General features: G+C 60.0%; 10 protein-coding genes. 6 read left to right on the top strand and 4 right to left on the bottom strand.

The window, feature by feature from the left end; translation table 11 throughout:
* Positions 1 to 2 precede the first annotated feature (2 nt).
* The 3 genes from ACA068_RS05385 to ACA068_RS05375 all read left to right on the top strand — a co-directional run bounded on the left by ACA068_RS05385 (position 3) and on the right by ACA068_RS05375 (position 3562).
* Complete coding sequence (locus tag ACA068_RS05385) at positions 3 to 1178, top strand: alginate O-acetyltransferase (RefSeq protein ID WP_497308191.1); 1176 nt, start codon at positions 3 to 5, stop codon at positions 1176 to 1178.
* A gap of 17 nt (positions 1179 to 1195) precedes the next feature.
* Complete coding sequence (locus ACA068_RS05380; RefSeq protein ID WP_497308190.1) at positions 1196 to 1849, top strand: alginate O-acetyltransferase AlgF; 654 nt, start codon at positions 1196 to 1198, stop codon at positions 1847 to 1849.
* A gap of 261 nt (positions 1850 to 2110) precedes the next feature.
* Positions 2111 to 3562 carry a mannose-1-phosphate guanylyltransferase/mannose-6-phosphate isomerase gene (locus ACA068_RS05375; protein WP_497308188.1) on the top strand — a complete coding sequence of 484 codons (1452 nt, stop codon included), beginning with the start codon at positions 2111 to 2113 and terminating at the stop codon, positions 3560 to 3562.
* A 79-nt stretch (positions 3563 to 3641) separates the two neighbouring features.
* Here ACA068_RS05375 and ACA068_RS05370 read toward each other — a convergent pair whose 3' ends face one another.
* The gene (locus ACA068_RS05370; RefSeq protein ID WP_497308187.1) at positions 3642 to 6509 is read right to left on the bottom strand and encodes an RHS repeat domain-containing protein; all 2868 of its coding nucleotides are present in this window, start codon (positions 6507 to 6509) and stop codon (positions 3642 to 3644) included.
* A 166-nt stretch (positions 6510 to 6675) separates the two neighbouring features.
* Between ACA068_RS05370 and ACA068_RS05365 the strand changes: the two genes are divergently transcribed.
* The 3 genes from ACA068_RS05365 to ACA068_RS05355 all read left to right on the top strand — a co-directional run bounded on the left by ACA068_RS05365 (position 6676) and on the right by ACA068_RS05355 (position 8546).
* Entirely contained in the window at positions 6676 to 7140 is a 465-nt protein-coding gene (locus tag ACA068_RS05365; RefSeq protein WP_497308185.1) for a multidrug transporter, read from the top strand.
* 35 nt (positions 7141 to 7175) lie between these two features.
* On the top strand, positions 7176 to 8000 hold the full coding sequence (locus tag ACA068_RS05360; protein WP_497308183.1) for an SDR family oxidoreductase: 825 nt from the start codon (positions 7176 to 7178) through the stop codon (positions 7998 to 8000).
* A gap of 147 nt (positions 8001 to 8147) precedes the next feature.
* Positions 8148 to 8546, top strand: coding sequence for a DUF4440 domain-containing protein (locus ACA068_RS05355; RefSeq protein ID WP_497308182.1), 399 nt, complete (start codon positions 8148 to 8150; stop codon positions 8544 to 8546).
* A gap of 107 nt (positions 8547 to 8653) precedes the next feature.
* On the opposite strand, the gene ACA068_RS05350 is transcribed toward ACA068_RS05355, so the two are convergent.
* From ACA068_RS05350 to ACA068_RS05340, 3 genes are read right to left on the bottom strand one after another with little or no spacing between them, the layout of a single operon-like run.
* Positions 8654 to 9517 (bottom strand): efflux RND transporter periplasmic adaptor subunit, encoded by an 864-nt coding sequence (locus ACA068_RS05350; protein ID WP_497308180.1) that lies wholly within the window; start codon positions 9515 to 9517, stop codon positions 8654 to 8656.
* Between the two features lie 25 nt (positions 9518 to 9542).
* Positions 9543 to 9743, bottom strand: coding sequence for a DUF1656 domain-containing protein (locus tag ACA068_RS05345; protein ID WP_497308179.1), 201 nt, complete (start codon positions 9741 to 9743; stop codon positions 9543 to 9545).
* Entirely contained in the window at positions 9733 to 11937 is a 2205-nt protein-coding gene (locus tag ACA068_RS05340; RefSeq protein ID WP_497308178.1) for an FUSC family protein, read from the bottom strand. Before ACA068_RS05340 ends, ACA068_RS05345 begins: the two co-directional genes overlap by 11 nt.
* Positions 11938 to 11947 lie beyond the last annotated feature (10 nt).

Here is an 11947-nt window from a genome sequence, read left to right as displayed (position 1 = left end):
CTATGACCCGCTCATTACGCATCTTCTACATCGCCCTGTTCATGGTGACCCTGCTGGTGCTGGGCCTGTGGTCGACGCGCAGCTTCTTCGGCTTCAGCACCAACGCCGATGCGACGGTGCTCAACGGCCGCTGGGCCAAAGCCGTGGAAACCCATTACGACGAAGAGTTCCCGATCAAGCGCCTGGGCACCAACCTTTGGGCCGCGCTGGATTTCAAACTGTTCAACGAAGGTCGTCCGGGCGTGGTGCTCGGTCGCGATCAATGGTTGTACAGCGATGAAGAATTCAACCCGATCGTCAACGAAGAGTTGAACCTGCAAGGCAACTACGCGCTCGTAGAAGGCGTACGTCAGGAATTGAAGGCCAAAGGCGTGAAACTGGTAATGGCGATCGTGCCAGCCAAGACTCGCCTGTACCCGGAACACCTGGGCGCAGTGAAACCTTCGAGCATTCACGCCAACCTCTATGAAGACTTCCATGCTCGCGTGGCGGCCAACAAGATCATCGCGCCCGACCTGTTCGGCCCGATGCTGAAAGCCAAGCTGGACGGTCAGCAAGTGTTCCTGCGCACCGACACCCACTGGACCCCGGAAGGCGCGCAAATCGCCGCCGAGACCCTGGCCAAAACCATTGCCGAGAAAACCCCGCTCAGCGGCGAGCCGCAACGCTTCGTCACCGAACCTGCGGAGAAAGTCACGCACAAGGGCGACCTGCGGTTGTTCCTGCCGCTGGACCCGCTGTTCGAAAACCTGATGCCCAAGACTGAACCGTTGCAAAAGCGCAACACCGTGGTGGCGCAAGACCAGCCTGCCGGTGATGACGCGCTGTTCGCCAACACCGAAGTGCCGGTGGCCCTGATCGGCACCAGCTACAGCGCCAACCCTAACTGGAACTTCGTCGGGGCGCTGAAACAAGCGTTGCAAAGCGACGTGGTCAATTACGCCGAAGACGGCCACGGCCCGATTCTGCCGATGCTCAGCTACCTCAAAAGTGATGCTTTCAAGAACAGCCCGCCACAGGTGCTGATCTGGGAGTTTCCTGAACGTTATCTGCCTGTGAACAACGAAATCGGTGACGCCGACCCGCAGTGGGTCGCAGAGCTCAAAGCTGCCGGCGTAAACCAACAAAACGTAGCCGCAAACACTAAATCCGAGACGCCCGACCGGGCGCAAAACTGAAAGAGAGAGGTACTACCATGACTTTCACTACTACTCCTCGCCGTCTCGCCAAGACCTTCGCACTCGTTGCAGGCATGAGCGTGTTGTCGATGTCCGCCTTCGCTGGCGACGGCGCACTCTACGGCCCGACAGCACCAAAAGGTTCGAGCTTCGTGCGTGTCTACAACGCTGGTAACGCTGAAGTCAGCGCCACCGTCGGCTCCACCAACCTGGCCGAAGTCGCGCCGCTGTCCAGCACTGACTTCAGCTTCATGCCGGGTGGCGACTACAGCGCCAAGGTCGGTAGCCAGACCCTGCCGGTGAAACTGGCCGGTGATCACTATTACACCCTGGTCAACAACGCCAGCGGCGCGCCGCAACTGATCGAAGAGCCGCCGTTCAAGAACAAGCAAAAATCCCTGGTTCGCGTACAGAACCTCAGCGACAAGGCCCTGACCCTGAAAACCGCTGACGGCAAGACCGAAGTGGTTCCGTCTGTAGCGGCCAAGGGCCGTGGCGAGCGTGAAATCAACCCGGTCAAAGTCAGCCTGGCCCTGTATGACGGCGCCACCAAAGTCGGCGACGTGAAACCGGTTGCCCTGGAACGCGGTGAAGCCGCCGTGCTGTACGTCACCGGTAAAGGCAGCAGCCTGTCGCCAGTCTGGGTAAAACGCCCGGTTTCGACGCGCTAAATAGTTTTGTCAGGACGGTGATCCCTCTGTAGCAGCTGGCGAAGCCTGCGTCCGGCTGCGCAGCAGTCGTAAAACCGGCACATTCGGTCTTCCAGAGAGACCGGGTTGCCAGGATAACGACCGCTTCGCGCTCGAACGCAGCCTCGCAGGCTCGGCAACTGCTACAGAGATCGGTGAAACGGCCTGGCTACGGAATAAGAACAAGAGTGAAACGACAGAACGCAGTAGCTCTGACCCATACGATTTTCAAGGAGTAACAACATGATTCCGGTGATCTTGTCAGGTGGTAGCGGCTCACGTCTTTGGCCGCTTTCGCGTAAGCAATTCCCTAAACAGTTCCTCGCCCTGACCGGCGAACACACGCTGTTCCAGCAAACCCTGGAACGCCTGGTGTTTGAAGGCATGGACACCCCGATCGTGGTCTGCAACAAAGACCACCGCTTCATCGTCAACGAGCAGCTGAGCAACCGTAAACTGGAAACCCAGCGCATCCTGATGGAACCGTTCGGCCGCAACACGGCGCCGGCCGTGGCCCTGACCGCGATGATGCTGGTCAACGAAGGTCGTGACGAATTGATGCTGGTACTGCCGGCCGACCACGTGCTGGAAGACCAGAAAGCCTTGCAACGCGCACTGGCCCTGGCCACCGTCGCTGCGGAAAACGGCGAAATGGTGTTGTTCGGCGTACCGGCCACCAAACCGGAAACCGGTTACGGCTACATCAAATCGACCGCCGACTCGCTGTTGCCCGAAGGCGTCAGCCGTGTCTCGCACTTCGTCGAAAAACCGGACGTGAAACGCGCCACCGAGTTCGTCCAGTCCGGCGGTTACTTCTGGAACAGCGGCATGTTCCTGTTCCGTGCCAGCCGCTTCCTGGAAGAGCTGAAAAAACACGATCCGGACATCTACGACACCTGCCTGCTGACCCTTGAGCGCAGCGAGCAAGATGCCGACACCATCACCTTCGACGAAGCCACCTTCGCCTGCTGCCCGGACAACTCCATCGACTACGCGGTGATGGAAAAAACCCAGCGCGCCTGCGTCGTACCGCTAACTGCCGGCTGGAGTGATGTCGGTTGCTGGGCGTCGCTGTGGGAAGTGAATGAAAAAGACCTCAACGGCAACGTCACCAAAGGCGACGTGGTCATCCAGGACAGCAAAAACTGCATGATTCACGGCAACGGCAAACTGGTGTCGGTGATCGGCCTGGAAAACATCGTGGTCGTCGAAACCAAGGACGCCATGATGATCGCCCACAAGGACTCGGTCCAAGGCGTGAAACAAATGGTCAACACCCTCAACGAGCAAGGCCGCAGCGAAACCCAGAACCACTGCGAAGTCTATCGTCCGTGGGGTTCCTACGACTCGGTGGACATGGGCGGCCGCTTCCAGGTCAAGCACATCTCGGTCAAGCCGGGCGCGTGCCTGTCCCTGCAAATGCACCACCACCGTGCCGAACACTGGATCGTGGTCAGCGGCACGGCCGAAGTAACCTGCGACGAAAACGTGTTCCTGCTCTGCGAAAACCAGTCGACCTACATCCCGATCGCTTCGGTTCACCGTCTGCGCAACCCGGGCAAGATCCCACTCGAGATCATCGAAGTGCAATCGGGCAGCTACCTGGGCGAAGACGATATCGAGCGGTTCGAAGATATCTACGGTCGCTCTACCCCGATCGAACGCGGCGTGTCGGTGAAAACCATCGCGCAGTAAGCGTTAAGTAAAAACAAAAAGCCCCCGTCCAGTCCGCTGCGTTTTCCCTATCCGCAGCGGGTGGGTCGGGGGCTTTTTGTTATCCATTGCTGGACCTTTTCGCAGTGACCACCTGCTTGGCCATGGTCTTTCTGATCTTCGTCTGTGAATAAATGGAAACAGCAGCGTTCGAGCGATTGAACAAGCCCGTTTTGCCTGGTGCGTAGCGCTCGATACCGCTTGCCCCTTGAATGGTCTGATAATGAATATTCCAGGCACTTTGTTTTCGATCGTACTTCATAAATGCGAAACCGGTGGTGACTAACTCCTGTAGGCCTTGCCCGTCCGAGGCATAGGCGTAGTCCTGAAATTCCATCGCCGCGCCAAGCCCCATCCCATGTTCCCGTGCGGAAAGTTCGTTGTATTGCACATTTTCCTTCGAGCCCTCCACATGCCGGACGCGAAGCACACTGTCGTTTAGTTGATCCACGGTCAGAGAACAACCACTGAAGCCTGGAGTGAATACATGATCAGGCTCGGTTCCAGTGGGCCTGAGTGGTATATCCACATAACCGCCTTGCGGAGCCCAGAAACCAGACACCGCATTGGCTTTGTCGGGAATCTCGCCCTTTGGGATATCAACGATTCTTAATGCGTTGAACATCCCCTTTCTAGCTCCCGAGTAACTCAGTTGGTCCATGGTGAATATAAACTCGCCCCCGCCATTCTTATTACTTACGCCGGAAAGAATATCTTTCGAATATCGACCAGGAACCGGATCCAGAAACGTAGTGCTGACCTCCACCCGGCTAAACTCGCTTACCTCCAGGGCCTTGTGAATGTTGGTCGGCTTACCGGTCGCCGGCACACTCAAGTTAGGTTTTCCTCTATCAATAGATGGCGCATCCGGAATATCGCGCGCTGCACCTGCCGCAATGACCGGCTCCCACAATCCGTTGGCCAGTTTTTTGCGCGTGACAGCTCCATCATCATCAATAAAGGTGACCGGATTGTTCTGGGCCATCTGATACAGGTTAGGCCCATCAATACCTCCCTTCGGATCAGGATTGAGCCAACGAAACAACCACGGTACGTAGTAGCGCAGTCCGTAGTTATAGAGCCCGGTGGTCTCCCGCTCCTTGCCCGAATAACGAATGGTTTTATAGTCGCTGTCTACCACGTCCGCTCCGGCGTACCACGCGGTTTCGCCATAGGGATAAAAGAGTTCCTGGCTGATGATTTGCGCATCGTCGGCCAGTTCCACGGTGCAGGATTTCAGGTGGTCGACCAGGGTGTAGCGGTGCTGATCGTTGACGCCGGACGGCGGTACGCTTTCCCAATGCAACACCCGCACGGCGTTGAGACCGGCCTGTGCGGTGATGACCTGCCGCACCTCTCCGGTGCCACTGTCGGTACTAAGTACAAGCCCCGGCAAGTAGCGCACTTCCGCCATCATGGTTCTGGCGTTGGTCTGCAACGAACGAATTTTGCGCGTCCGCTGGCCAGCGCCGTCATAGAGATAGAGTTCACAGTCATTGCGTCCGGAATCGCGCTCTACCGGGCTGACCGAGTGCAATTGATTACGCACATTCCACGTCAGAAAGCGCCCCTGATCCAGTTCCAGCAAGTTGCCCTTGGCATCAAATGCAGCCGCGATATCTGCTTCGGTTGGCGGCACGCCGTTGCGCCAGGGCAGGCAGCGATTGCTGTAGCGCGCGGCTGTCAGTTCTCGCCCCGGGCTCTGTGCGCCGACATGTGTCAGCTTCAGCAGGTTGCAGCCCTCGTCATAGCGGTAGGTCTGATGGTAATTGCTGACCGCTGCCGGATCAGTGCGGCCGACTGAGTCCGGCCCCTGGTTGCGGCTGCCTGCCTCCCAGCCAAACGCCTGGATCAACTGATAAAGACTGTCGTAGATAAACCGACTGAGAGGGTCGATGCGTTGATTGTTGAAGTAGCGCACCGGCAGCGCCTTGTCTTCGATACTCAACACATTGCCCACACGGTCATAGACGTAGAACAGATGTTGCAGCAGTCCGGCTCGGTCGCTGTACGCACGCCGCTCCAGCAAGCGCCCATCCTCGGGGTCATACGTGAGCGTTGTTTGTACGCCGTTACCCGCCACTTCTCGTACGACCTGTCCCTCGGCGTTGTACTCGATGTCGCTGACCAGTGTTTGCCAAGCGGGCTTGCCGGCCAGTTTCAGGGCGCCTTGGCGTAACCGACCGTCCACGGTAAAGGCGAAGGTCTGGCCGTTCTGCCGGGCATCGACGGTTTCCAGCACCTCACCCAACGGACCGTAACGCCACGTTGAGCGGGCCCCTTCGCCTGGCTCGAGCAGGTTTTGTCGATCCACTATTGGCTCCGGCCAATCCGCTGCAACGGCTTCCAGGTTGAAGTGCTGGACATGCCGGGTGCATTGGCCGGTGATCGCAAACGCTTCAAACTGTACCGTCCCGCCGGGGCTGTCGTGGCGAATCAACTGCCCGAAGGGGTTGTGATCATCGTTGCCATGATCGGGGCGACCGTATTCCATGCGCTCGGCGCATCGGGGCGGCTGGGTGGCGACGTGCTCAAACACCGCCAGGGGACGCAGCAGGTCGTCGTAGCGAACCTCGCGTCGGGTACCGCGACTGTCCCAGCCCTGCAGCAATTCATTGGCCAGGCCGAGCAGACTGATCTGTAAGCCAGCATCGACACTGTCCGTACAGACGGGATGACCGGAAAGGGAATGCACGGTCGTGAGACTGGCCGGCGTCATCGGATCTTGCTGCTGGAGCAACCACAGCCGCGGATCCCAGCGCTTTACCGCGAATCCCGCGGCATTGTGGAAGGTTCGGTTGATGCGGGCCTGAGTCTGGACACCTTCGATCTCGCGCCAATAATCGACCGAACGAATTGGCAGCCCTCGCGGGTCGAAGGTCGACACTTTGGGTGTTTTGTGGTGCATTCCCAACGCTGAGGTCTGCATGCAGGCCCGTTCCTGTTTACTTTTGGATATCTAACCGTTCGTGGCCGGGGCTGGCTACTGTCAGAAATTACAGTGACGACCAACGGCAATCACGGCTGATCCTTGAATGTCCATTCCCGCAGCCGTTCGGTAGGATGGTGGTCATGAGTTCAAGGAGCGTTCAAACATGTTCATCGGCGTTTTGCTGGTCATCACCTGGCTGATTTTATTGTTGCGCTACCCAGCCAAGGCTTTGCCCGTCTCGGTGGCGGCCGCCATCGGCCTGGGCCTGGTGGCCACGTGGGTGATCTGGATGGACAATCGCGAGGTCAAGCAACTGGCGCGCCTGGAGTTGCGCATCACCTACGCGCCCGAACACTGCCCCGCAGACCGGCCGTTGAAGCTGACCATGAACAACGGCAACGACGTGCCGCTGACCGAGTTGCGCTGGCGCGTCGCCGCGTATGCGCCGGGCGATACGGTCAATCTGGCCGACAATCAATACGCCGCCCCGCGTTATCGCGGCCCCGGCGAACTGCAAGCCGGCGCCAACTGGGAAGACTGCTTGCCCCTGCCGCCGCTGCGCCCCGGCTATCGCCCGCAAACCCTGGAGTTTCGCGCCGAGCATTTGCAGGGTAGTTTCTCCGACTGATCCCCCCCTCTATTTTTTTGCACAAGGACCGCGCCATGCCCGTTGCGTTGATTACCGGTTGCTCCAGCGGCATTGGCCGCGCCCTCGCCGATGTGTTCAAAGGTGCCGGCTACGAAGTCTGGGCCAGCGCCCGCAAGGCTGAAGATGTGGCCGCATTAGCCGCTGCCGGTTTCACGGCCGTGCAGCTGGACGTCAACGACGGCGCGGCGCTCGAACAGTTAAGCGAGCGAATCAACCAGCAACATGGCGGCCTCGATGTGCTGATCAACAACGCCGGTTATGGCGCCATGGGGCCACTGCTCGACGGCGGTGTGCCGGCGATGCAGCGCCAGTTCGAAACCAATGTGTTCGCGATTGTTGGCGTGACCCGCGCGCTGTTCCCGGTGTTGCGTCGTGCCAAGGGATTGGTGGTGAACATCGGCAGCGTTTCCGGGGTGTTGGTCACGCCGTTTGCCGGCGCGTATTGCGCCTCGAAAGCCGCCGTCCACGCATTGAGCGATGCGCTGCGCATGGAGCTGGCACCGTTCGGTATCCGTGTGATGGAGGTGCAGCCAGGCGCGATCGAATCCAGCTTCGCCAAGAATGCCGGGCATGAGGCGGAGCAGTTGATCACTGAGCAATCGCCGTGGTTTGCGTTGCGTGAAGGCATTCGTGCACGGGCCAAGGCCTCACAGGACAAACCGACCCCGGCCAGGGAGTTTGCCGTTGGTTTACTCAAGGCTGTCCAACAGAGCAAACCACCACGGCTGATTCGCCTGGGCAATGGCAGCCGGGCGTTGCCGTTGTTGGCGGGGTTGCTGCCAAAGGGGTTGCTGGAGGCGGGGTTGATGAAACGGTTTGGGCTTAAGGGGCAACTCTAAGACCGAGTCGACGCCATCGCGAGCAGGCTCGCTCCCACAGGGATCTTTGGTGTGAATGCTATTTATGGCACCCAGTAGAATCCTGTAGGAGCGAGGCTTGCCCGCGAAGACGTCAGACCAGACGCTGCAAAAATTCAGGAAACAACCATGACCGACTACACCGACTACTTCGACGAAGTGATCCAGGCCCATGTCGCCATCGAACAATGGCTGGCCGAAGAACAAGACGACTCGGAACTTGAACAACTACTGAGCCGGTTTTCACCACAGTTTTCCATGATCTCGCCCCTCGGCCGGGTGCTGGATTTTGAGGCGTTGAGCGAGTTGTTCTTGCTGGCCGGCGGCAAGAAGCTCGGTTTCAGGATTAAGCTCAGCGAGTTGCGCGGTATCGCGCTGCACGACGGTGGTGCGGTAGTAAGTTATCGCGAGCAGCAGACCGATGCGACCGGCCTGCACTCGGATCGCCGCTCGACGGTGGTGTTTGAGAAACCGGCCAGTGGCAAGGTCATTTGGCGGCATTTGCACGAGACGTTTTGCAAGGGCTGACACGGTCGCTTTTTGAGGCGAGGGAGCTTGCCCCCGCAGGGCTGCGAAGCGGCCCCAAGAGGGGACTGCTACGCAGTCCAACGGCAGCAAGCTCCCTCGCCACAGGGTCACTCGCCAGCCGCAGATTTAACGACAACGGTGCAGGTAATCCCCGCCGCCAACAGGACCCCCTCCGGCACTTCATCAATGTGAATCCGCACCGGCACTCGCTGCGCCAGGCGCACCCAGTTGAACGTCGGGTTCACATCCGCAATCAGCTCGCGACTTTGCGGGTTATCGCGGTCGTAGATGCCCCGGGAAATGCTCTCCACATGCCCCTTCAACACCTCGCCGCTCATCAACTGCATGTCGGCCTTGTCGCCCACCCGCACGTGCGGCAGTTTGGTTTCCTCGAAGAAGCCATACACCCAGAACGAATTCATATCGACCACGGCCATTTTCGCTTCGCCGATGCGCGCGTAGTCACCGCGATGGACGTTGAGGTTGGTCACGTAACCGTCCACGGCGGCGCGCACTTCGGTGCGTTTGAGGTTCAGTTCAGCCGCTTCCAGTTGCGCCTGGGCATGCTGGTAATCGGCCAGGGCCGAGTCGGCGATATTGCTGGCGTCGTCGCGGTTTTCCTTCGAGATCACCAACGCATCCATGTCGGCGCGGCGATGGGCGTTGACCTTGCGCATCTCCCACGTCGACTTGCGCGAGGCCACCAGGGCCTGTGCCTGTTTGACCGCGATGCGGTAGTGCTCGGGGTCGATGCGCATCAGCAAATCGCCCTTCTTCACTTGTTGGTTGTCGCGCACCGGCACGTCCACCACTTCCCCGGTGACATCGGCGGCGACGTTGATGATGTCGGCACGCACCCGGCCGTCGCGCGTCCACGGCGTGTCCATGTAGTGCACCCAGAGGGTCCGGCCGATCCCTATCGCGAGGGCCAGCACCAGCAACGTGGCGAGCAGGCTGAAAAGCTTTTTCATCAGGGCATTCTTCAGAGATAGAGAGTCAGTGGTAGACAGTCAGCGCCAGGGCACCGAACAGACAGGTAAACAGGCTCAGGCGCAGCAACGCCGGGTGCCAGAAGAAGCGGTACAGATCGAACCCGGACAGCAACCGGTCCAGCGCCCAGGCCAGCGCCGCGGCGATGAAAAACATCAGCGTCATGGTCGGCATGTACACGCCGTGGAAAGCGATTTCACGAGGCATGTTTAAGTCCCTGGGGCGAGGTGTTGGCAACAGCATTTATGTAGCCGGCGAGCGGTGATTGCGGGTCCAACAGCGAGGTGCGGATGAAGTGCAGATAACTCTTCACCCGACGCAACGCGGAGGTGTCGAAGTGCGGCGCGAACGGTTCGTCGGTGGCTTGCACGCGGCTGATGGCATGGTCGACCGCGATCAAGCCGCGCTCCAGATTGCTCTGGCTCGGTTGCAGGAACAGCCGCACCAGCGAGCGGCCCATCACACGGATTGCCTGGCGCCACGGCTGGGATTCGGCGTAGGCCGGATGCACCGGCAGAATTGCCTGCTCCTTGCGCAACTCGATGATCGCGTGGCCGACTTCCAGCACCACGAACATCCAGCGCAGCAAGTCCCGTTGCACCTGCGGCTGACCCACCGCGAGGCCGTAAGCCTGATGCAGCAAGTCCCGGGTCCGGCTTTCGAAACTCGACGCCAGGCCCTTGAGTTTGCCGCTGATCGCATACACCACTTGCCCGCGCAAATCCTGTTCGAGTCGGCGCCATAACCAGCGGCTGTTCGGCGGCAAAATAATCGCCCCGGCCGCCGCGCACACGAGCATGCCGAGCACCATGGCGATGTAGTCGTTGATGAACGCGTAAGGGTTGTAGACGGTGAGGTTGTCCGGCACCGAACCGGTGCTGAAAAAGATCAGCAGCCCGAGGCCGACACCGGCATATTGCGGCCGCGATGTGAGGAACGAACCGAGCACAATCACCGGTGCGAGCATCACGCACAGCAACGGAAAACCGTCGATCCACGGGAAGATGAAAAACATCTCGACGAAGCCGATCAGCGCCCCGAGGAACGTCCCGCACGCCATCTGAAAGGCCATGCGCTTAGGGTTCGGTGTCGCGGCGGACAGACCGACGGTGGCCGCGGCGATCAGCGTCATGGTCGCCCCGCTCGGCCACGCCGTCGCTACCCAATAACTGCCCAGCACCACCAGAATGAACGCCGCGCGAATCCCCGACGCCGCCGACGCCATCCAGTTGGTTTGCGGAGTGAACGGTTCGTCCCAACGCTCGCGCGCGTGGCTGTGATCGGCCAGTGAGGCGTGGGTCTGTGCATAACTGTGCAACTCGTCGACGAAGCGATAGAGCAGTTCGTAGGCGGTATGGAAATCGAGCTGCTCGGTATCGCTCGGCGCACTTTCCTGAAAGGTCGTCCGCAGGCTGCGAACCCGCGCCGGCAAGTTCTCCTTGTAGGTCGCCAATGCGCTGGCCAGGCGCGCGGCGTCGGGGCTGGTCAAGGCGCGACCGCTGAAGCCATCGAGCAATTCCGCCAGGTCCTGCAACCCCGGTTTTATTGCCGCCACCACGTGGTCAGCGCCGCTGCTGCGCAAGCGTTCGAGCAATTGGTGTAAGGCGTTGAACCGCGTGGTGATGCCCATGAATTCGCTGTTCAAGCGACTCAGTCGTCCGTTGCGCCGGCGCATGTGCGGGTCTTCGAACACAGTGACGCTGCGCAGCCCTTCCAGCCCGACGGCCTCGGCGATAAAGCGCACGTTACTGGCTTCGAAAGCGTCCCGTTTGCTGCGACCGCGCAAGCCATCAGTGACGAACAAGGCGAACACGCCGAAGCGCTGATACAAGGCGTTGCGCATCGCCGCGCTGGCAGTTTGCGGCAGGATCGCGGCGCTGACCACGGTGGCGCAGAGAATCCCCAGGGAGATTTCCAATACGCGCCAGACCGCGGCCATGAACGCGCCATCCGGGTGGGCCAACGCGGGCAAACCGACCATCGCGGCGGTGTACCCGGCGAGCACGAAACCGTAAGCGCGAAAGTTGCGATAACGCGCCGCACCGGCCGAGCAGAGGCCGACCCAGATCGCCAGCGAGCCGAGGAACAGTTCAGTGTTTTGCGCGAACAAGGCGATCAACGCCACCATCACCGCCGACCCGGTCAGGGTGCCCAGGAAGCGGTAGAAACTCTTGGCGAACACCTGGCCGCTTTGCGGTTGCATGACGATGAACACGGTGATCATCGCCGTGCGCGGTTGCGGCAACTCCAGACGCATCGCCAGCCACAGGGTCAGGAACGCGGCGAACAGCACTTTGAAAATGTAGACCCAGGTCACGCCGTCGCTGCGTGCCCAGTCAAAGAACCCACGGCGCCATTCAAGGGAGTACAGCCAGCGCAGAGGTGCGGGCAAGGGGGTCATGGAATCCTGC

The organism is Pseudomonas sp. LBUM1660 (assembly GCF_059695935.1).
Note: the sequence above shows the minus strand (reverse complement) of the source record. Positions and strands in the feature narration are given on the sequence as shown.

Excerpts from the sequence above, each read along its gene's own strand:
- ACA068_RS05340 (WP_497308178.1), bottom strand. The coding sequence starts at position 11,937 with ATGACCCCCTTGCCCGCACCTCTGCGCTGGCTGTACTCCCTTGAATGG.
- ACA068_RS05370 (WP_497308187.1), bottom strand. The coding sequence starts at position 6,509 with ATGCAGACCTCAGCGTTGGGAATGCACCACAAAACACCCAAAGTGTCG.
- ACA068_RS05360 (WP_497308183.1), top strand. The coding sequence starts at position 7,176 with ATGCCCGTTGCGTTGATTACCGGTTGCTCCAGCGGCATTGGCCGCGCC.
- ACA068_RS05380 (WP_497308190.1), top strand. The coding sequence starts at position 1,196 with ATGACTTTCACTACTACTCCTCGCCGTCTCGCCAAGACCTTCGCACTC.
- ACA068_RS05385 (WP_497308191.1), top strand. The coding sequence starts at position 3 with ATGACCCGCTCATTACGCATCTTCTACATCGCCCTGTTCATGGTGACC.
- ACA068_RS05365 (WP_497308185.1), top strand. The coding sequence starts at position 6,676 with ATGTTCATCGGCGTTTTGCTGGTCATCACCTGGCTGATTTTATTGTTG.
- ACA068_RS05355 (WP_497308182.1), top strand. The coding sequence starts at position 8,148 with ATGACCGACTACACCGACTACTTCGACGAAGTGATCCAGGCCCATGTC.
- ACA068_RS05345 (WP_497308179.1), bottom strand. The coding sequence starts at position 9,743 with ATGCCTCGTGAAATCGCTTTCCACGGCGTGTACATGCCGACCATGACG.
- ACA068_RS05375 (WP_497308188.1), top strand. The coding sequence starts at position 2,111 with ATGATTCCGGTGATCTTGTCAGGTGGTAGCGGCTCACGTCTTTGGCCG.
- ACA068_RS05350 (WP_497308180.1), bottom strand. The coding sequence starts at position 9,517 with ATGAAAAAGCTTTTCAGCCTGCTCGCCACGTTGCTGGTGCTGGCCCTC.